18 protein-coding genes and 3 pseudogenes are annotated in these 17802 nt (G+C 58.5%); 13 read left to right on the forward strand and 8 right to left on the reverse strand.

Annotated features, from left to right (window positions below; genetic code table 11):
• Nucleotides 1-6: 6 nt before the first annotated feature.
• On the forward strand, nt 7-933 hold the full coding sequence (locus tag F475_RS26420) for a sugar ABC transporter substrate-binding protein (RefSeq protein ID WP_019648615.1): 927 nt from the start codon (nt 7-9) through the stop codon (nt 931-933).
• Nucleotides 934-1017: 84 nt separating this feature from the next.
• Here F475_RS26420 and F475_RS26425 read toward each other — a convergent pair whose 3' ends face one another.
• Both F475_RS26425 and F475_RS31190 read right to left on the reverse strand, forming a co-directional pair.
• On the reverse strand, nt 1018-2001 hold the full coding sequence (locus F475_RS26425) for a GlxA family transcriptional regulator (RefSeq protein WP_026331794.1): 984 nt from the start codon (nt 1999-2001) through the stop codon (nt 1018-1020).
• A gap of 201 nt (nt 2002-2202) precedes the next feature.
• Nucleotides 2203-2316: pseudogene (locus F475_RS31190) on the reverse strand (hypothetical protein); the annotation flags it as partial.
• Here F475_RS31190 and F475_RS26430 point away from each other — a divergent pair.
• A pseudogene (locus tag F475_RS26430) lies at nt 2270-2383 on the forward strand (3-methyl-2-oxobutanoate hydroxymethyltransferase); the annotation flags it as partial. The pseudogenes F475_RS31190 and F475_RS26430 sit on opposite strands and share 47 nt — an antisense overlap.
• 163 nt (nt 2384-2546) lie before the next feature.
• Here F475_RS26430 and F475_RS26435 read toward each other — a convergent pair.
• Together F475_RS26435 and F475_RS26440 are read right to left on the reverse strand one after the other, a co-directional pair.
• On the reverse strand, nt 2547-3215 hold the full coding sequence (locus F475_RS26435; RefSeq protein WP_086944902.1) for a hypothetical protein: 669 nt from the start codon (nt 3213-3215) through the stop codon (nt 2547-2549).
• A 116-nt stretch (nt 3216-3331) separates the two neighbouring features.
• Nucleotides 3332-4507, reverse strand: coding sequence for a XylR family transcriptional regulator (locus tag F475_RS26440; RefSeq protein WP_018930056.1), 1176 nt, complete (start codon nt 4505-4507; stop codon nt 3332-3334).
• A gap of 175 nt (nt 4508-4682) precedes the next feature.
• On the opposite strand from F475_RS26440, the gene xylA reads away from it, so the two are divergent.
• The 4 genes from xylA to F475_RS26460 all read left to right on the forward strand — a co-directional run bounded on the left by xylA (nt 4683) and on the right by F475_RS26460 (nt 9922).
• Entirely contained in the window at nt 4683-5999 is a 1317-nt protein-coding gene (gene xylA / locus F475_RS26445; RefSeq protein ID WP_111455111.1) for a xylose isomerase, read from the forward strand.
• Between the two features lie 148 nt (nt 6000-6147).
• Complete coding sequence (gene xylF / locus F475_RS26450) at nt 6148-7149, forward strand: D-xylose ABC transporter substrate-binding protein (RefSeq protein ID WP_018930054.1); 1002 nt, start codon at nt 6148-6150, stop codon at nt 7147-7149.
• Between the two features lie 79 nt (nt 7150-7228).
• The gene (gene xylG / locus F475_RS26455; protein ID WP_111455112.1) at nt 7229-8785 is read left to right on the forward strand and encodes a D-xylose ABC transporter ATP-binding protein; all 1557 of its coding nucleotides are present in this window, start codon (nt 7229-7231) and stop codon (nt 8783-8785) included.
• Nucleotides 8786-9922, forward strand: a complete 1137-nt coding sequence (locus F475_RS26460; RefSeq protein ID WP_018930052.1) for a sugar ABC transporter permease — start codon at nt 8786-8788, stop codon at nt 9920-9922.
• 87 nt (nt 9923-10009) lie between these two features.
• Here the strand turns inward: F475_RS26460 and F475_RS26465 are convergent, their stop codons facing one another.
• Both F475_RS26465 and F475_RS26475 read right to left on the reverse strand, forming a co-directional pair.
• A complete protein-coding gene (locus F475_RS26465; RefSeq protein WP_111455113.1) occupies nt 10010-10909 on the reverse strand; it encodes a DMT family transporter in 900 nt (299 codons plus the stop codon).
• 147 nt (nt 10910-11056) lie between these two features.
• Nucleotides 11057-12136: an SDR family oxidoreductase gene (locus tag F475_RS26475; RefSeq protein ID WP_086944906.1), complete on the reverse strand. Its 1080-nt coding sequence runs from the start codon at nt 12134-12136 to the stop codon at nt 11057-11059.
• A 74-nt stretch (nt 12137-12210) separates the two neighbouring features.
• Between F475_RS26475 and F475_RS26480 the strand changes: the two genes are divergently transcribed.
• Nucleotides 12211-12600, forward strand: a complete 390-nt coding sequence (locus F475_RS26480; protein ID WP_018930049.1) for a MerR family transcriptional regulator — start codon at nt 12211-12213, stop codon at nt 12598-12600.
• Nucleotides 12601-12883: 283 nt separating this feature from the next.
• Here the strand turns inward: F475_RS26480 and F475_RS26485 are convergent, their stop codons facing one another.
• Nucleotides 12884-13495, reverse strand: coding sequence for a TetR/AcrR family transcriptional regulator (locus tag F475_RS26485; RefSeq protein ID WP_064618570.1), 612 nt, complete (start codon nt 13493-13495; stop codon nt 12884-12886).
• A gap of 85 nt (nt 13496-13580) precedes the next feature.
• Here F475_RS26485 and F475_RS26490 point away from each other — a divergent pair, with 85 nt between their 5' ends.
• From F475_RS26490 to F475_RS30885, 3 genes and pseudogenes are all read left to right on the forward strand, one after another.
• A complete protein-coding gene (locus F475_RS26490) occupies nt 13581-13928 on the forward strand; it encodes a darcynin family protein (RefSeq protein WP_026286721.1) in 348 nt (115 codons plus the stop codon).
• Nucleotides 13928-14071: a hypothetical protein gene (locus F475_RS30370; RefSeq protein WP_158538471.1), complete on the forward strand. Its 144-nt coding sequence runs from the start codon at nt 13928-13930 to the stop codon at nt 14069-14071. The genes F475_RS26490 and F475_RS30370 overlap by 1 nt, the downstream gene beginning before the upstream one ends.
• Nucleotides 14032-14124, forward strand: a pseudogene (locus F475_RS30885) (VOC family protein); the annotation flags it as partial. The gene F475_RS30370 and the pseudogene F475_RS30885, both read left to right, overlap by 40 nt.
• 87 nt (nt 14125-14211) lie before the next feature.
• Here the strand turns inward: F475_RS30885 and F475_RS26500 are convergent.
• Nucleotides 14212-15786, reverse strand: coding sequence for a winged helix-turn-helix domain-containing protein (locus tag F475_RS26500; protein ID WP_111455114.1), 1575 nt, complete (start codon nt 15784-15786; stop codon nt 14212-14214).
• Between the two features lie 226 nt (nt 15787-16012).
• Between F475_RS26500 and F475_RS26505 the strand changes: the two genes are divergently transcribed.
• The 3 genes from F475_RS26505 to F475_RS26515 all read left to right on the forward strand — a co-directional run bounded on the left by F475_RS26505 (nt 16013) and on the right by F475_RS26515 (nt 17789).
• Complete coding sequence (locus tag F475_RS26505) at nt 16013-16762, forward strand: SDR family oxidoreductase (RefSeq protein WP_111455145.1); 750 nt, start codon at nt 16013-16015, stop codon at nt 16760-16762.
• A gap of 72 nt (nt 16763-16834) precedes the next feature.
• The gene (locus F475_RS26510; protein WP_111455115.1) at nt 16835-17314 is read left to right on the forward strand and encodes a carboxymuconolactone decarboxylase family protein; all 480 of its coding nucleotides are present in this window, start codon (nt 16835-16837) and stop codon (nt 17312-17314) included.
• 73 nt (nt 17315-17387) lie between these two features.
• The gene (locus F475_RS26515; RefSeq protein ID WP_018930042.1) at nt 17388-17789 is read left to right on the forward strand and encodes a cupin domain-containing protein; all 402 of its coding nucleotides are present in this window, start codon (nt 17388-17390) and stop codon (nt 17787-17789) included.
• Nucleotides 17790-17802: the final 13 nt, after the last annotated feature.

Consider the following 17802-nt stretch of genomic DNA (forward strand, 5'->3'; position numbering starts at 1 on the left):
ACCATCATGCGTCGCTGCACACTTCTATTTGCCACGCTGTTATTACTCGCCAGCCAATGGGCCGCCGCCAGCTATCGCATCGGCGTCAGCATTGCCAGGGTTGACGACAACTTCATGACCTATGTGCGCAGCGGCCTGGAAAACGCTGCCAGGAAGGAGAACGTACAGATCCAGTTCGAGGATGCCCAAGGTGATGTGGTTCGCCAGCTCAATCAGATTCAGGGTTTTCTCGGTCAGAAGGTGGATGCCGTCATCGTCCTGCCCGTGGATACCGCCGCCACCGCCAACATGACCCGCGCCGCCGTCGAGGCAAAGATTCCGCTGGTCTACGTCAACCGCCACCCGGACGAACGCGTGCTGCCCAAAGGCGTGGTCACGGTGGCGTCCAATGACATCGAGGCCGGGCAACTGCAAATGCGCTACCTGGCCGACAAGCTGGGGGGCAAAGGCAACATCGCGATCATCATGGGCGACCTGGCACAGAACTCCACGCACGACCGCACCGAAGGGGTCAAACAGGTGCTCAAGGACTACCCCGGGATCAAAATCATCGAACAGCAAAGTGCCGAGTGGCAGCGCAACAAAGGGATGGACTTGACCAGCAATTGGCTGCTGGCTGGCACTGGCTTCGATGCCATCGTCGCCAACAACGACGAGATGGCCATCGGCGCGGCCATGGCACTGCAGCAAGCCGGCAAAGCCAAGGGCGAGATTGCGATTGTCGGCATTGATGGCCTGCCCGACGGCCTGGCGGCGATCAAGCGCGGGATGCTGGTCGCCTCCGTCTTTCAAGACCCCAAGGCCCAGGCGATCAGCGCGGTACAAGCGGCCATCAAGATGATCAAGGGCGAGCCGGTCGAAGCGGATGTCTGGGTACCCTTTCAGCTGATCACGCCGGATCAGGTGGCGATGTTTGAGCAGCATTACAAATAGCGTCAAAAGCCGATCGATGGCTGCCCTGCGGGACGGGGCAGCAATCGGGCCGGAAGTCAGGTGCGCAGAGGTGAAGGAAAGCCTTTATTTAACGAGCCGCTTTTCCTTGGAAGGTCTGTACCCGAAGTACGAGCTATAACACTTGCTGAAATGACTGGGCGACACGAAGCCACAGGCCACCAACACGTCGACCTGGGACAGTTCGGTGTGCTGGAGCAGTCGCCGTGCTTCGGTGATCCGCAGTTCCATGTAATACCGCTGCGGCGTTGTACCGAGTTGCTCCTTGAACAAGCGTTCCAGTTGCCGCCGGGAACGGCCGGCATAGGCCGCCAGTTGCTCCAGTTCCAGAGGCTCTTCGAGGTTGGCGTCCATCAGCTTGACCACCTCGCGCAAGGGCGCGCTCACACAGATATTTTCAGCCGGTTTGATGCGCCGATAACGAGACTCCTCGAACGCCAGAATGTCCTCGATCCCTTCGACGAGGGCTTTATCGTGCAGGCCCTTGATCCAGTCCAGCGCCATATGAAATGCCCCCGAGGGGCTGGACGCGGTGAGGCGGTCGCGATCAATGACGTAGGGTTCACTGGTGACTTGCGTCGCCTTGGAGATTTCCGCGAGTGCGGGGCGATGTTCGGGGTGAATGGCGCAACGATACCCATCGAGCAAACCTGCGCTGCCCAGAAACCATGCGCCATTCCACAACCCGGCCAGGCAGACACCCTGGTTCGCCGCCATACGCAACAGGCTGATGAACTCATCATCAGCCTTGAGCTCTGTCCTGTAGCCGCCACAAATCACCAGCAGATCCAGATCATGAATGGCTGAAGCATCCAGACGTGCATCCGGCCGGATGACCAGCCCCAAATCGCTGATGACCTCGCCGTCGTTCAAACCGAACGTTCGCGAAGAGAACAACCTGGGTCGTAGAAGATTCGCGGTGACAATGGTGTCCAGTGCCTGGGTGAACGCGGGCAGCGAAAAATGCTCGAGCAGCACAAAGCCTGCCCGGGTCATTCGAGCAGGCTCATCAGGGTTTTCATTCAGATAGCGGAGATTTTTTCCCTTCATGCCTCCGCTGAATTGGCGTCGTTCGATCAATGTTCGACCCACTCGGTTACTGCGTAGATAAAGCCTAATGCTAACTGTAGAAGCGCAAAAAGCCCTAGCACCATTATGCGACCGATCAAGCCAGTTGAAAGCCGTGACGAAGCGGGTCTTTGCCAGGCGCTGGACGTTAGGCAGCGTGGAGAGGCGCTCATCATAAAGCTGCTGGAAAGACGGCAGATCCCGAGAGACGACGTGGAGCAGGTAATCGGGCTTTCCAAAAAGCCTTTGCGTCTCTGCACATATCACCGCCGCCGTTGCCATTCCTACCGTCGGCATCGGTGCTGGCAACGGTTGTGACGCTCAAGTATTGGTGTGGCAAGACATGGCGGGACTGCGCACCGGACCTCGGGGGAGCTGAACACTGAAGTTGTCTAGTCCTGAAATAGGTTTACACCTGTTTCACCCCAATGCCGTCCCCTATTCCGAAATAGGACTTCCCACATTATCCTGTGAACACCGTCGCAAGAGTAGCCACCAGGAGAGAGCCGAGACGGTACAATTCCGTCCTATCTGATTTTCGTTTGCAATGTTTTTGTCAAACTGGAAAAGTTTCTCAGCATCCCTGAAAAAGAAAACACCCCCCCATTCGTAAGCTTTACCACCACGCGTGGGCTACCTTTATCTCGGCGTAACTGAACGTCTAAAACATCCCTCAACAGGAAGGTTTTTTTCGTGAATCCGTAAATCTCCACACGTGTCTCATCAACGCGAACTGAAAACTTGAAAAGATAGGCGGCGTATATGATTACAATCGTGGCAAAACCAAAGCACATCAGGTACCCGACCGACGAAATCGGTTTCGCAGGATTATCTGAAATGGCTGGAACGATTATGAAAATCACAGAAACGGCAACTGCCAGAAATACAACATGGAAGGGATATCGGTAAACAGCCTTCCCTTCATTTGGGGCGCGAACCGGCATATCACCGACAGATGCTAGTCGCTCTTGTTGCCCCATCGATTCAGCCCGCAGTTCATTAAGCAGCTTTGCTGTCGCTATCCACACTACGAAGGCTATGAATAGATAAGCCATGCAAAAGTAAAGCCCCGGCGAAATTCGTATACCCCACCATTCAAAAAGCCAATCTCCGCCTTTCACTGCCACGAAACAGCCAATGACGACCAAAACTAATGCTCTGACAATATCCGGAAAGTACTTTGGTTTTTTCCTCATTTGCCACGCTCCTTCTGCTTACACAGAATTTAGTCGTGTTGCATCGACCAGTTGAATCCACAGTCGAAACCATCCCTTCGCACCACACAACAATCGACCAATTACACCCCGCACCGCTATCTGACGCCCTGCTGGTATTCACGGGGCGTACATCCAAACTCGCGACGGAACACCGTGTGTAGATATTGAGCGGATTTGAAACCGCAATTACGGGCAACGTCCGCAATCGCTGTGTCGGTATTTTCCAGCCCGCTGGTGGCGGCCGCCAGTTTGAAACGCAGAATCTCGTCGTGCACGCTGCAGCCTCGCACAGTGCGAAAGTGCGACTCCAGCGATGAGCGCGACACGCCGACATAAGCCGCCACTTGCGCCGTTTTGATGCCCTGGCAGGCATATTGGCGGATAAACAGCAGCGCTTGCATGACGTAGGGGTTGCCCAAAGGTTGGTGCAAACTCGACACCTGCACGTTGATCGCATCAGGCGGGATCAGGATGTGCGTGCCCGTGGACGGCTTGCCATGCAGCATCTGGTGCAGCAGTTGCGCGGCGGTGCGGCCCATGGTTTCGGTGCCCTGGATGACCGAGCTCAGGGGGACCCGGGTCAGGCTGCGTGTCAGGGGGTCGTTGTCGATGCCGATCAACGCCACCTGCTCCGGTACGGCGATTCCGGCGGTCAGGCAGGCTTGCAGCAACTGCCGGGCGCGGGCGTCACTGACGGCGATGATGCCAATGGGCTTGGGCAGGCTCTGGAGCCAGGCGATCAGTTGTTCGACGGCGCTGTCCCAGAGCGGTGCGCTGGTGCCCATGCCGCGATAGACCTCGGCGTGCAAGCCGTCACGTTGCATCAGTCGTCGAAAGGATTTTTCCCGCTCCTGAGCCCAACGATTTGCCTGCGCTTCGGGCAGGCTGAAGCAGGCAAAACGCTGCAGCCCTGCCTCGATCAAGTGCGTGTAAGCCAGTGTGATCAGTGCGTTATTGTCGGTAGCGACGTACGGGATCCCTTTGGGATAGGCCCGTTCATCCTGATAAGAACCACCCACCGCCACCACGGGCAACTTGATATCGGCCAGCGCCTCGCCAATCAGCGGATCGTCGAAGTCGGCAATGATTCCGTCACCTTGCCAGCGCTCGATCCCTTTCAACCGGCAGAGAAAATCCTCTTCCAGGAACAGGTCCCAGGACGCGCGGGTGCTGCTCAGGTAGTTGCCGATGCCGCTGATGATGCCGCGGTCATAGATCTTGCTCCCGTTGAACAACAGTGCGATGCGGTGAACAGGCGGTACGGTTTTCATTGTTTTCAGGCTTGTTCCGGGCCCCTTGTCACGGAGGCGGTTTGCACAGACTAGGCGTGCAGACGACGAATCTCAATACGCAAAATCGCACCCGCTGTTGGTGATTTTCATAATCAGCAGGCATGGGGCCGTTGTTAGTATCGAGACACGCCCAAGAACAACAAGGACATTGCCAATGCCGTACTTCCCCGATGTCGACCGGATCCGCTACGAAGGCCCTGCCAGTGATTCTCCCCTCGCCTTCCGTCACTACGACGCCGACAAAATCATCCTCGGCAAACCCATGCGCGAACACCTGCGCATGGCCGCCTGTTGTTGGCACACCTTCGTCTGGCCGGGTTCGGATGTGTTCGGTGCAGGTACTTTCAAGCGCCCGTGGCAACACGCCGGCGACCCGATGGAGCTGGCCATTGGCAAGGCGGCAGCCGCGTTCGAGTTCTTCTCCAAACTGGGTATCGACTATTACTGCTTCCACGACACGGATGTCGCCCCGGAAGGCAATTCGCTGAAGGAGTACCGCAACCACCTCGCGCAAATGATTGATCACCTGGAGCGACACCAGGAAGAAAGCGGGATCAAGCTGCTGTGGGGAACCGCCAACTGCTTCAGCAACCCGCGCTTTGCCGCAGGCGCCGCCAGCAACCCTGACCCCGAAGTGTTCGCCTGCGCTGCTGCCCAGGTATTCAGCGCCATGAACGCGACCCAACGGCTGAAAGGGTCCAACTACGTGTTGTGGGGCGGTCGCGAAGGCTACGAAACCCTGCTCAACACCGACTTGAAACGCGAACGCGAACAACTGGGCCGCTTCATGCGCATGGTGGTCGAGCACAAGCACAAGATCGGTTTCAAAGGCGACCTGCTGATCGAACCCAAGCCGCAGGAGCCGACCAAGCACCAATACGATTACGACAGCGCCACCGTGTTTGGCTTTCTCCAGCAGTTCGGCCTGGAAAAGGAAATCAAGGTCAACATCGAGGCCAACCACGCGACCCTGGCCGGTCATAGCTTTCATCACGAGGTTGCGACGGCCGTCTCGCTGGGGATTTTCGGCAGCATCGACGCCAACCGCGGTGATCCGCAAAACGGCTGGGACACCGATCAATTCCCCAACAGCGTCGAAGAAATGACCCTGGTCACCTATGAAATTCTCAAGGCCGGCGGGTTCAAGAATGGCGGGTTCAACTTCGACTCCAAGGTTCGCCGCCAGAGCCTCGATGAGATCGATCTGTTCCATGGTCACGTCGGCGCCATGGACGTCCTCGCCCAGTCCCTGGAGCGGGCAGCCGCCATGGTGCAGAACGACCAGCTCCAGCTGCTCAAGGATCAACGCTACGCGGGCTGGCAGCAGCCGTTCGGGCAGGCGGTGCTGGCGGGTGAGTTCAACCTCCAGTCGTTAGCCGAACACGCATTCGCCAACGAGCTGAATCCGCAGGCCGTCAGCGGCAGGCAGGAGATGCTCGAAAACCTCGTCAACCGGTTTATCTATCGCTGATCGCCAACGGGTCTGCGGGCGCAACAACGCGGTGACATTCGCACGACAAATCTGTGTCCGCTGCGTCTGCAGATTCTCTACAGTTCTACCAGCCCGATACTCATCGTCAGGCCGTGTCTTTCAAACAAAAATAAAAGGACGCACCACCATGAAGAAAGTAAAACGCGCGCTATTGGCCAGCGCCCTGGCTCTGCTGTCGCTGCCGGTGATGGCCGATGCCGCCCACCCGAAAATCGGTTTCTCCATTGATGATCTGCGGCTGGAACGCTGGTCACGTGACCGCGATTACTTCGTTGCGGCGGCGGAAAAAATGGACGCCAAGGTCTTCGTACAGTCGGCCGATGCCAACGAGCAAAAGCAGATTTCGCAAATCGAAAATCTCATTTCTCGTGGCGTCGATGTGATCGTCATCGTGCCGTTCAACGCTACCGTCCTGACCAACGCAGTGGCCGAAGCGAAGAAAGCCGGAATCAAGGTCGTGTCCTATGACCGTCTGATACTCAACGCGGATATCGACGCCTACATTTCCTTCGATAACGAAAAGGTCGGCGAGATGCAGGCCAGCGGCGTGCTGCACGCAGCGCCCAAGGGCAATTACTTCCTGCTCGGTGGAGCGCCCACCGACAACAACGCAAAAGTCCTGCGCGAAGGGCAGATGAAAGTGCTGCAACCGGCCATCGACAAGGGTGATATCAAGATCGTCGGCCAACAATGGGTGAAGGAATGGAACCCTACCGAAGCGCTGAGCATTGTTGAAAACGCCTTGACCCGCAACGCCAACAAAATCGACGGCATCGTCGCCTCCAACGACGCCACGGCAGGCGGCGCCATCCAGGCCCTGGCCGCTCAGCAACTGGCCGGCAAGGTGCCGATTTCGGGGCAGGATGCGGACCTTGCAGCGGTCAAGCGAGTGATCGCCGGCACTCAAACCATGACCGTGTACAAGCCGCTGAAACTCATCGCCTCCGAAGCCGCCAAGCTCTCGGTGCAACTGGCGCGTAACGAGAAACCCGCCTACAGCTCGCAGTACGATAACGGCAGCAAAAAAGTCGACACCATCCTGCTCACCCCGACTCCGTTGACCAAGGACAACATCGACCTGCTGGAACAGGACGGGTTCTACACCAAGGCGCAGATTGCCGGAAAGTGATCATCACCCCGTAATGCCCCCCTGCAGGAGCTCGCTCCTGCGGGACCAGCCTCGTACCTGCCGCTTATGAGTCTCTGCCATGTCCGACTATCTGCTGCAAATGAACGGTATCGTCAAAACCTTCGGCGGTGTCAAAGCGCTCAATGGCATCGACATCAAGGTCAAGCCAGGTGAGTGCGTCGGGCTGTGCGGCGAGAATGGCGCCGGCAAGTCCACGCTGATGAAGATCCTTTCCGCGGTGTACCCCCATGGCACCTGGGATGGTGAGATCCTCTGGGACGGTCAACCGCTCAAGGCGCAATCGATCAGCGAAACGGAAGCCGCCGGTATCGTCATCATTCACCAGGAACTGACGCTGGTTCCCGACCTGTCGGTGGCCGAGAACATTTTCATGGGCCATGAACTGACGCTGCCTGGTGGGCGGATGAATTACCCGGCGATGATCCACCGCGCCGAAGCCCTGATGCGTGAACTGAAAGTGCCGGACATGAACGTATCGCTGCCGGTTTCGCAATACGGCGGCGGCTATCAGCAACTGGTGGAAATCGCCAAGGCACTGAACAAGCAGGCACGCCTGCTGATCCTCGACGAGCCTTCATCGGCCCTGACCCGTTCGGAAATCGAGGTGTTGCTGGACATCATCCGCGACCTCAAGGCCAAGGGTGTTGCCTGTGTCTACATCTCCCACAAGCTCGATGAAGTGGCCGCCGTGTGCGACACCATTTCGGTAATCCGAGACGGCAAACACATCGCCACGACCGCCATGGCGGACATGGATATTCCACAGATCATCACTCAGATGGTCGGACGGGAAATGAGCAACCTCTACCCCACCGAGCCACACGACATCGGCGAGGTGATTTTCGAAGCCCGCCACATCACCTGCTACGACGTCGACAACCCCAGGCGCAAACGGGTCGACGATATTTCGTTCACCCTCAAACGCGGGGAAATCCTCGGCATCGCCGGGCTGGTCGGTGCAGGCCGCACCGAACTGGTGACCGCGCTGTTCGGCGCCTACCCCGGTCGTCACGAAGGCGAAGTCTGGCTGGACGGCCAACTCATCGACACCCGCACGCCGCTCAAGTCAATCCGCGCCGGCCTGTGCCTGGTGCCCGAGGACCGCAAGCGCCAGGGCATCATTCCAGACTTGGGAGTCGGCCAGAACATCACCCTGGCCGTGCTGGACAGTTACTCGAGACTGACCCGCATCGATGCCGAAGCCGAACTCGGCAGCATCGATCGAGAAATTTCGCGCCTGCACCTCAAGACCGCGAGCCCGTTCCTGCCGATCACCAGTCTGTCCGGCGGCAATCAACAAAAAGCCGTATTGGCGAAGATGCTGCTGACCAAACCCCGGGTCCTGATTCTCGATGAGCCCACCCGAGGTGTCGATGTCGGCGCCAAGTACGAGATCTACAAGTTGATGGGGGCGCTGGCGGCCGAAGGCGTGTCGATCATCATGGTGTCTTCGGAGCTGGCCGAAGTGCTCGGCGTTTCCGACCGCGTACTGGTGATCGGCGAAGGCCGGTTGCAGGGCGACTTCATCAACCATGAACTCACTCAGGAACAGCTGCTCGCCGCCGCACTCAGCCAGCCTGACAGCCATAACAATAAAGATCGGAAATCCGCGTAAATGAATCAGGTCAAACAACTCTTCACCCGCTACAAGATGCTCGCGCTGGTGTTTGCCGTGGCGTTTATCTGGCTGTTCTTCAGCTGGCAGACCGAGGGCGGATTCCTGACACCGCGCAACCTCTCCAATCTGCTGCGCCAGATGTCCATTACCGGGATTCTCGCCTGCGGCATGGTGCTGGTCATCATCAGCGGCGAGATCGATTTGTCGGTCGGCTCATTGCTGGGCCTGCTCGGTGGCGTCGCGGCCATTCTCGACGTTATCTACCACATACCGCTGCTGGCGAACCTGAGCCTTGTCGTCCTGTGCGGACTGCTGATCGGCCTCGCCAACGGCTACATGGCCGCCTACCTGCGCATTCCGTCTTTCATCGTGGGGCTGGGGGGCATGCTGGCTTTCCGGGGCATTTTGCTGGGGATTACCGGCGGCACGACCATCGCCCCGGTGTCGCCGGAGCTCGTCTACATTGGCCAGGGTTATTTGCCACACACGATCGGCACGGGCCTGGGCGTTCTGCTGTTCGCACTGACGTTGTTCCTGACCTGGAAACAACGGCGCAATCGCGCCCTTCACGGCCTGGCGGCACATTCACTGGTGCGTGACGTAGCACGCGTGCTGTTGATCGGCGCGGTGCTGGCCGGCTTCGTCCAGACCCTGAACAGCTATGACGGCATTCCCGTGCCGGTCCTGCTTCTGCTGATCCTGCTGGGCGGGTTCAGCTACGTGACCAGTCAGACCGTCTTCGGCCGACGCGTCTATTCCGTGGGCAGCAACATGGAAGCGACGCGCCTGTCCGGTATCAATGTACAGGCCGTGAAGCTCTGGATTTTCGGGATCATGGGCGTGATGTGCGCCCTCGCCGGGGTGGTCAACACCGCGCGCCTGGCCGCCGGTTCGCCCTCGGCCGGCAGCATGGGCGAACTCGACGCCATCGCCGCCTGCTTCATCGGCGGCACCTCCATGCGCGGCGGCTCCGGCACTGTCTACGGCGCCCTCCTCGGCGCGCTGGTCATCACCAGCCTGGACAACGGCATGTCCATGCTCGACGTCGACAGTTATTGGCAGATGATCGTCAAGGGCAGCATTCTGGTGTTGGCCGTGTGGGTAGATGTGAGCACCCGGACCGGACGACGCTGATCCGCTGTGGATGAGGCCAGAAGCGGTCAGTCGCTCAAAACACTTAAAAACCACTGATTGCTAAAGCAATCAGGATCCGAAAGTAGCTCACTCGGTCGAAGGGACGGATGCTTTGCTGCCCAAGCGGATCAGCTCATTGGAAAAACACAGGCCGACGATGATCAGTACTGCCCCTGCGTACAGGCTTTCGCGCGGTACTTCATTGAGCACCACAAACGCCAGCAGCGCGGCGAACAACGGCTCGGTCAGCTCCAGCGCCTGCACTTGGGATGGCTTGAGATACTCGATGGCCTTGGTGGTGCAGAAGAAGCCCAGGATTGTCGGCAGCGCGGCCAGCGCCAGCAGTGCGGCGATCGCCAGCGGCGACAGCTCGCCGATCGCGAAACCATCGGCCGCAGCCGGCATCAGCAGGTACAGGCTGCCAAAGAACAACAATTGCCGGGTGAAGTGCAGCCCCCCTGACACACCCATCCGCTTCATGGCAACCGAAAAGGCCCCGTAGCCGCAGCCGGCCATGGAGGCTAGCGCAGCACCTTGCAGGGTAAAGCCCTGCTGCAGGTCGGCGCCGAAGATCACCGCGATCCCAGCGATAGCCAGTGCGGCGCCCACGGTCGCGTTCGCGGTGATGGCATCCTTGAGGAAAATGCGCCCCAGAATGATCGAGGAAATTGAGGCACTGGCCATCAGCACAACCACCACACCTGCCGCAGCGTAGTGCCGATAGGCGGACGTTTCGAAGTGGAACAGCACAAAGATGCCAAGGAATGCGCAGATTGCCGCCTGAGTCCATTTGGTCGTCGACGCCGGGCGCTTGAGGAAAAACAGCAAGATCGAGAGAAGCATGCAACCCAGTACGGTCTTGATGACAGCGACACTGCTGGCGGTGAAGCCATTACTCATGAGTACTTTGCTGAGTACACCGATCGTTGCGTTCAGTGCCGCGGCGGAGAGGGCAAATATGACGCCTTTGCTGAAAGTAGATTGCATTGATGACGATCCCTGTCGCTGAATTGTCGTTCGATAGAATGCCGCCCCACATCGACGGCGCAAAGTTTGAGGGTACGAAGATTCCGCCAACCCCACTATTTATTGTGACATAAGGGGCTAACGATTTTGTCGCCCCCAAGGGTGAAGTCAGAGGGCCTGGCCCTTGGCTATGCAATATGAGTTGACGAACGTTGCAGTGTGCTGCAAAGACTGACGTATATCCGGTTTGGCTATTCCATGTCTGTTGGCAAATTGCTCGACCGCTGCTGTATCAAAACGAGTGGTCTGGATAAAGTCCAAGGCTTCGGGTTTTGTATTCAAAAACCGCGCCACGGGAGGAATACTCAGTAGCAACTTCAGCAAACGGAGTGGAATGTAATGCTTGGGAGACTTTAAGCCCAAAGGTTGTGCCACCTGTACCAGGAGTTCTCGCAAGTTGGGAGTTTGGTCATCAAGCGCCAGCAGTTCCTGGCCCACCATGGCAGGATCAAAAGCACAAACCGCCACCAGCTCAACCAGGTAATCCACGGTGACCAGTGGCAGCCAGTGCTCGGCGGTACCGGGCACTGCAGTCAGCTTTCCCTGCACAAGGTTGCGTATCAGCTCCACCAGCGGCTGACCTTCAAGGATATACCCCGTGCGGCTGTGGCCACAAACCGTCGCGGGGTGGACAACGGTCATCTCCCCGCCCTTGGCGGACATGACCTCCAGGGTCGCAAAATGCGCCTCCAGCTTGCTCCCCTCGTAACCACCGACATGTCGGTAGACGGCAGGCCAATTCGTCAGCTCCGGATAACGAGGATCAATTCCGATGCGCTGCAGATGTTCATGATTTTTCAGCATGTAGCCGCCGATCATCACTAACCGGCTTTTTTGCTCAGCCGCCAACAGCGCCACGCGCTTTGCCCCTTCCACATTCACCGCACGAGAATGCTCCACTGAAAGCCCCCATGCGAAGTGGGCGCCCAGGTGGAATATGACTCTGGCACGCCTTAGCACTTCTCGGTCAGCAAGACTCAGCCCGAGGTTGTCCCGTTCCAGATCGCCAGCTACGGCAAATACCCGGGTTGCGCACCCTCCCAAATTATCGACTTGCTCCCGCAGTGCAGCTAGTCGCTCCGGGCGACGCATCAACACCCGAATGGTGTGACCTTTTGCACTCAGGTACGCCACCAAATGTTGACCGATGAAGCCGGTACCCCCCGTGACAAAGCACTCCACGCTCATTTCCCTGTTCCTTGTTTAAGGTGAGAAATCAAGCGTAAACTATCGACCCAACTCTACAGTCAAGAGGTGTTTTCATGAAAATCGGTGAACTCGAAACCCGCAGCGGCGCCAGCCGCCATACGCTGCGTTACTACGAGCAAATCGGCCTGATCTCATCGCTGCGGCAAACTAACAACTATCGCGTTTACACAGCGCAAACTCTGCAGGATCTGGACTTTATCCAGCGCGCGCAAAGCATGGGGTTTTCCCTGGGGGAAATAGGCGAGATTCTGGATGCGCAGCGGAACAAGCTGATCGATTGTGCTGACGGCGCTAAGCTAATTGAAAAAAAGATGGCAGAAATCAAACAGAAAATCGCCAGCTTCCAAAGCATTTATCGATATCTGGATGAAGAGCGTGCAAACCTCGAAGCCAGTGCTGCCAAGCAACTTGAGCTTCAGCAGCGAAACAACGCTTCCAACTGAACTGTCAGCTTCTGGGAAACGGAAGCTGCAGCCTGCTTACCGTTTCAAGCCCATCGCTTACGCATGTTCTAAAACCTTGTGGCCAGGCCCTAGGGAAATTCTGAAAAAGACTTCCTGATTTTGGCAAAATTTCCGGACTTCCCCCGCCGAGCTTCCAGAGAGTTCCGATAGAGCTACCTCTCGCCCACCGTTCCAGTCAGAGGTTCGCCGAGCACAATCGATCACCACCCTTACACCATCCGGTCTTGTCTCCTGGCCGCCAAGAGCTGGCCCAGACAGCCCACTACCCGCACAAAAACCCCAGCAACGCTCGCATCACCCGTCCTTCCAAACTCACCGCATCCGTCTCCCCCCGCTCCCCCGCCGCATCGATCATGCCGTGGGCCATCGCCAGCAGGTCTTGCGCGGTCTGCAGTACATCGGCGCAGACCCACGGGGCTGACGGAAGGGTCAGCGCCGCTATCAGTTCGGTAAGAATGACGTTGGCCACGCGCTCATGGCGCTCTTGCAGCGGTAAGCGGCGCTCTTCGAAGTCGATGATTCTGGCCAGTTCCGGGCGCCGTAGCTGGTGGGCGACGGAGGCCTGGACCAGTGCGCGGATGCGTGCGAGGGCGTCGTCGTGTTGATGGACGTGCTGGACGTCATCGAGCAACTGAGTGGTTTCGCGTTCGATCAAGGCGACGGTCAGGGCGTCGCGGTTGGGGAAGTACTGGTACAGCGAGCCGATGCTTACGCCGGCGCGCTGCGCCACGGCGTTGGTGGAGCAGGCGGCGAGGCCGTCGGTTTCGAGAATGCGAGCAGCGGCTTCGAGAATGGTGTCGACGGTGTTGGCCGAACGGCGCTGGGTCGGGAGTTTGCGGGGGTTTAAGGGCGGTATTTCGCGGTGTTTGGTCATGATCGGGATGCGAGTTTTAAATATGAGTTATGACTCGTATTCTGGATTGGCTTTCCCCACTCTTCAACTACCAGGAATCATTATCATGGCTACGACATCACTGAGTGTTTTCATGTTGGTCAAGACCACCCAGGAATGGCTGGGGTTTTCAGTCGAGCATCGCTTTGAGCTGATGCGCACGCAGATGGAGCCGATTTTGCAAAAGCATGCGGCGCAGGTCTCGATGCGGTTTTTCGACATCGAGTTCTATTCGGCGCGGGTCACCGATCTGTGGTTGTGGGAAACCGACAGTCATCATGCGTATGAACTGCTGGTGGAGGATCTGCGGGAGACGCCGTTCTGGGATCGGTATTTCACCATCGTCGAGATTTTGCCGGGGGTGGAGAATGCCTATGCCAAGAATTATGATCAGGCACCGTTGTTGAGTGCGTAATGAAAATACCCCGACTCTACCCGCCAAGTTTTCCGATGAAGCAAATGACTTTCGCCGATGCCGAGTACGCCGGAAAACGCAAGCAGCCCCGTAAAGAGTTGTTCCTGATCGAGCGGCGGCCAAGCGCGCGTTCGACGCCATGATGGGGATGAGCAAGATCGACATCGCAGCGATCGAAGCGGCGCTGGGGCGTTAGCCAACGCTGCTTGGGGCTGGGCGTTTGGATATGTCGATTCTGGCTGCTCCAGACGCCTCTCCCCGCGCAATGAACAGGCGGTGCCCCTTATTCCGGCAGTCCCGCTTTGCGTAGACCGTCCACCAGCGTGGCGAGATTCTCCGGCCTGTGGATCGGTAGCCAATCAGAGATAGTGCTGAGGCATAACGTAGGATCGAGCTTGCGCAAATGGTCCATCGCACGCTGCGCTTCGGCCATCCGTCCGGCAAGCGCATGGCTCGCTGCAAGGATGGCGACAGCCAACAGAAAATCGGGCAAATCCCGAAGTGCTTTCTCTGCCCATGACGACGCCGTATCAAAGCGCCCCACGAAGAGATTCGCGACTGCCATTCCGGCTTGCATTCTGTACAGCTCCGGGTCGAGGGGGCTGAACCGCATGGCGTGCGTAAAGTACTCGATGGCTGCATCGGTTTCGCCGTGCCAGAGCCTGAGGAACGCGCCGAGGAACCATGCGGCGGCGAGGTTCGGATTGAGCACGAGTGCCTTGTCCAGCAATGCAATGCCACCCCGCAGGTCGCCGGCAAGATAGCCAAGCGTATGGCCGCTTCTGGTGAGAGCGACCGCATCGCCCTTGTCCAACTCCACTGCCCGGCGAGCGAGTCGGATACCCTCCGCGACCTCCCGTGGGTGATCAGTCATCCAGCGATTGGCTTTGCGCCAACTATGACACCAGGCCGCCATCGCATAGGCCGATGCAAAATCCGGGTCGAACTCTATGGCCCTATGGAAGAGCGGCAGCGCCTGGTCGATGGCCTCCCGGGTGCCATGATGAAGCTTGGCCATTGCGCGCAGATAGTAATCGTAGGCGTCGAGACTTTCGGTGGGCGTGTGCCTCGCACGCTCGATCTCCGCCCGCTCAAGCTGTGGCGCGATCGCGCCAACCACGCTTTCGGTGATCTGGTCCTGCAGTTCGAAAATGTCCCCCAGCACACCTTCGAAACGACCCGCCCAATGGTGAGCCCCGGTCGTCGCATCGATCAGCTGGGCCGTGATGCGCACGCGATTGTTGGCTTTGCGCCAACTGCCCTCCAGCACATAGCGAACGCCCAATTCGCGACCGACTTGTTTCACGTCCACCGTACGGGTCTTGTAGGTAAAGCTCGAGTTGCGCGCGACGACAAACAGCCAGCGATACTGCGACAGCGCCGCGATGATGTCCCCTACCACGCCGTCGGCCAGGTAATCCTGCTCTTCGTCCCCGCTCAAGTTCACGAACGGCAAGACCGCGATGGACGGTTTGGCCGGCAGCGCCGGCTCGGATGCAGAGGCTTGAACCGAGGGGGCGGATTCGGTGCCTGGAAGGCCAACGCAATCCAGCGACTTGACGTCGGCGACGAAGCGGAACCCCTTGCGGGCCACCGTTCGAATCACACGCTGCTGCTGACCGTTGTCACCGACTGCCTTGCGCACCGCATTGATGTGGCTGGCCAGGGTCGACTCGGAGACGATTCGGCCGGTCCATATCGCATTGATCAGGTCGTCCCGACTGACGACGTGCTCGCGGTTCTGCGCCAGGTAAACCAGCAGGTCGAAAACCTGGGGCGCAGTGGCAACGACCTGGGAGGCCCGAAGGAGTTCTCGTCGGTCCAGGTCGAGCACGCAGTCATCAAACACCAATAGCATTCAGGGCTCCTGTCCCGTACTCACGTGCCGGGCACATGCCCGTGGTTACCGGCCGACGATTGGCGGCCAGGCGACGTGATTTATAACACGGGTTCCTGGACAAATAGCCAAGCCAAATTCAATGGAAACCCAAGGCTTCGACAAAGTATCGCGCCCGGCTGGCGAGCATGCTCCCTACATCGATCACTGCAACGAATTTGATCGACACCCAACCGAGGAGCGGGACATGAAAATTGTCGTTATTGGCGGTAGCGGACTGATCGGGTCGAACATTGTCAGCAGGCTACGTCTCTATGGACACGAGACGGTGGCGGCCTCGCCACGCACGGGTGTGAACACCCTCACTGGCGAGGGGCTGGCCGAAGCGCTTGCCGGTGCTCAGGTCGTCGTCGATGTGGCGAACTCTCCCTCGTTTGAAGACCGGGCCGTCATGGAGTTCTTTCAAACGTCCGGTCGAAACCTGCTTGCAGCCGAAGCGGCCGCTGGGGTGGAGCACCATGTCGCGCTCTCTGTCGTAGGCCCTGATCGTCTTCCGCAAAGCGGTTACTTCCGGGCAAAAGTCGCCCAGGAAGCGTTGATCAAGGCGTCGAAGATCCCCTACACCATCCTGCGTTCGACGCAGTTCTTTGAGTTCATCGAAGGCATTGTCAATTCGGGTGCCGACGGCGACACGATTCGCCTCTCGCCTGCCCTTATCCAGCCCATCGCATCGGATGACGTCTCGGCGGTGCTGGCCGATCTTGCGGTCGGGGCACCGGTCAATGGCATCGTCGAAGTGGGCGGACCTGATCGTTTCCCTCTCGACGAACTGGCGCGCAAGTTTCTTGCCGCGCACCACGACAAACGGCAGGTCATCGCCGACGTGCATGCGCGCTACTTCGGCGATGAGTTGAATGATCGATCCCTGGTCGCGGGCGACGACGCGCACATCGGTCCGACACGCTTCCTGAACTGGCTCAGCCGCACATCGGCTTAAAGACCGCGCCAGTCAGCCAGGCAGGACGCTATCGAATCTCCACCTACGTATTTCTCACACAGAGGATTCACCATGACCCAGCGCATCGATTACCAGAAGCAATCCCCCGAGTTGTTCAAGAAGTTCGTCGAGTTCAGCCTTGCCTTCAAGCAATGCGCCATCGAGGAGTCGCTGCGCGATCTCGTGGATATCAGGGCATCGCAACTCAACGGCTGCGCCTTCTGCGTGGACATGCACGTGAAGGAAGCCATGATCCATGGCGAGCGGCCGCTCAGGATCCACCATGTCGCCATCTGGCGTGAGTCAACGCTGTTCAGCCCACGCGAACGCGCGGCCTTGGCATGGACCGAAATCCTCACCCAGATTCCCGCCCATGGCGTGCCTGATGAGCTCTATGAGCGTGTTCGTATACAACTGTCCGAGAAAGAGATATCGGACCTGACCTTCCTGATCATGTCGATCAATGCCTGGAATCGCATCAACGTGGGCTTCCAGGTCGTGCCCGGCTCGTACGACAAGGCATTCGGCGTAGACAAGTCCGGCCTGTCCTGATCAGGCATCGGCACACAGGCGCAGCCCCGCCAGGGTGCTGCGCCATCTACTAATCGACAACGAGGAACACGCCATGTCCATTTTCAGAACCTTCGCCATAGGACTCCTGTTGACCACCGGCACCGCCGGCGCGCAGGAGGCATTGCCACCGGCGCAGGTAACACCGCTGATGACCAAAGCACTGGCGGACTATCCCGATAAGGAGGCGGTGATGATCACGGTGGAGTTTCCACCGGGTGGAGGCGATCCCGTGCATCGGCACAATGCACACGGATTCATCTATGTGCTGGAGGGTTCGATTGTGATGGGCGTGCGCGGCGGCGAATCCGTCACGCTGACACCGGGCCAGACCTTCTACGAAGGCCCGGACGACGTCCACACGGTCGGGCGCAACGCCAGCCTCACCAAACCCGCCAAGTTTCTGGTCGTCCTGTTGAAGGACAAGAGCAAGCCCATTTTTACTCCGGTGCACTGACAGCGCCGCCCGC

Origin of the sequence: Pseudomonas sp. URMO17WK12:I6 (assembly GCF_003253625.1) — a bacterium.
In the GTDB taxonomy this organism is placed as follows: domain Bacteria; phylum Pseudomonadota; class Gammaproteobacteria; order Pseudomonadales; family Pseudomonadaceae; genus Aquipseudomonas.

Coding starts and splice junctions, on each gene's coding strand:
- F475_RS26425 (WP_026331794.1), bottom strand. CDS start 2,001: ATGAAGGGAAAAAATCTCCGCTATCTGAATGAAAACCCTGATGAGCCT.
- F475_RS26490 (WP_026286721.1), top strand. CDS start 13,581: ATGGCTACGACATCACTGAGTGTTTTCATGTTGGTCAAGACCACCCAG.
- F475_RS26440 (WP_018930056.1), bottom strand. CDS start 4,507: ATGAAAACCGTACCGCCTGTTCACCGCATCGCACTGTTGTTCAACGGG.
- xylA (WP_111455111.1), top strand. CDS start 4,683: ATGCCGTACTTCCCCGATGTCGACCGGATCCGCTACGAAGGCCCTGCC.
- xylF (WP_018930054.1), top strand. CDS start 6,148: ATGAAGAAAGTAAAACGCGCGCTATTGGCCAGCGCCCTGGCTCTGCTG.
- F475_RS26505 (WP_111455145.1), top strand. CDS start 16,013: ATGAAAATTGTCGTTATTGGCGGTAGCGGACTGATCGGGTCGAACATT.
- F475_RS26480 (WP_018930049.1), top strand. CDS start 12,211: ATGAAAATCGGTGAACTCGAAACCCGCAGCGGCGCCAGCCGCCATACG.
- F475_RS26515 (WP_018930042.1), top strand. CDS start 17,388: ATGTCCATTTTCAGAACCTTCGCCATAGGACTCCTGTTGACCACCGGC.
- F475_RS30370 (WP_158538471.1), top strand. CDS start 13,928: ATGAAAATACCCCGACTCTACCCGCCAAGTTTTCCGATGAAGCAAATG.
- F475_RS26485 (WP_064618570.1), bottom strand. CDS start 13,495: ATGACCAAACACCGCGAAATACCGCCCTTAAACCCCCGCAAACTCCCG.
- F475_RS26465 (WP_111455113.1), bottom strand. CDS start 10,909: ATGCAATCTACTTTCAGCAAAGGCGTCATATTTGCCCTCTCCGCCGCG.
- xylG (WP_111455112.1), top strand. CDS start 7,229: ATGTCCGACTATCTGCTGCAAATGAACGGTATCGTCAAAACCTTCGGC.
- F475_RS26500 (WP_111455114.1), bottom strand. CDS start 15,786: ATGCTATTGGTGTTTGATGACTGCGTGCTCGACCTGGACCGACGAGAA.
- F475_RS26475 (WP_086944906.1), bottom strand. CDS start 12,136: ATGAGCGTGGAGTGCTTTGTCACGGGGGGTACCGGCTTCATCGGTCAA.
- F475_RS26435 (WP_086944902.1), bottom strand. CDS start 3,215: ATGAGGAAAAAACCAAAGTACTTTCCGGATATTGTCAGAGCATTAGTT.
- F475_RS26420 (WP_019648615.1), top strand. CDS start 7: ATGCGTCGCTGCACACTTCTATTTGCCACGCTGTTATTACTCGCCAGC.
- F475_RS26510 (WP_111455115.1), top strand. CDS start 16,835: ATGACCCAGCGCATCGATTACCAGAAGCAATCCCCCGAGTTGTTCAAG.
- F475_RS26460 (WP_018930052.1), top strand. CDS start 8,786: ATGAATCAGGTCAAACAACTCTTCACCCGCTACAAGATGCTCGCGCTG.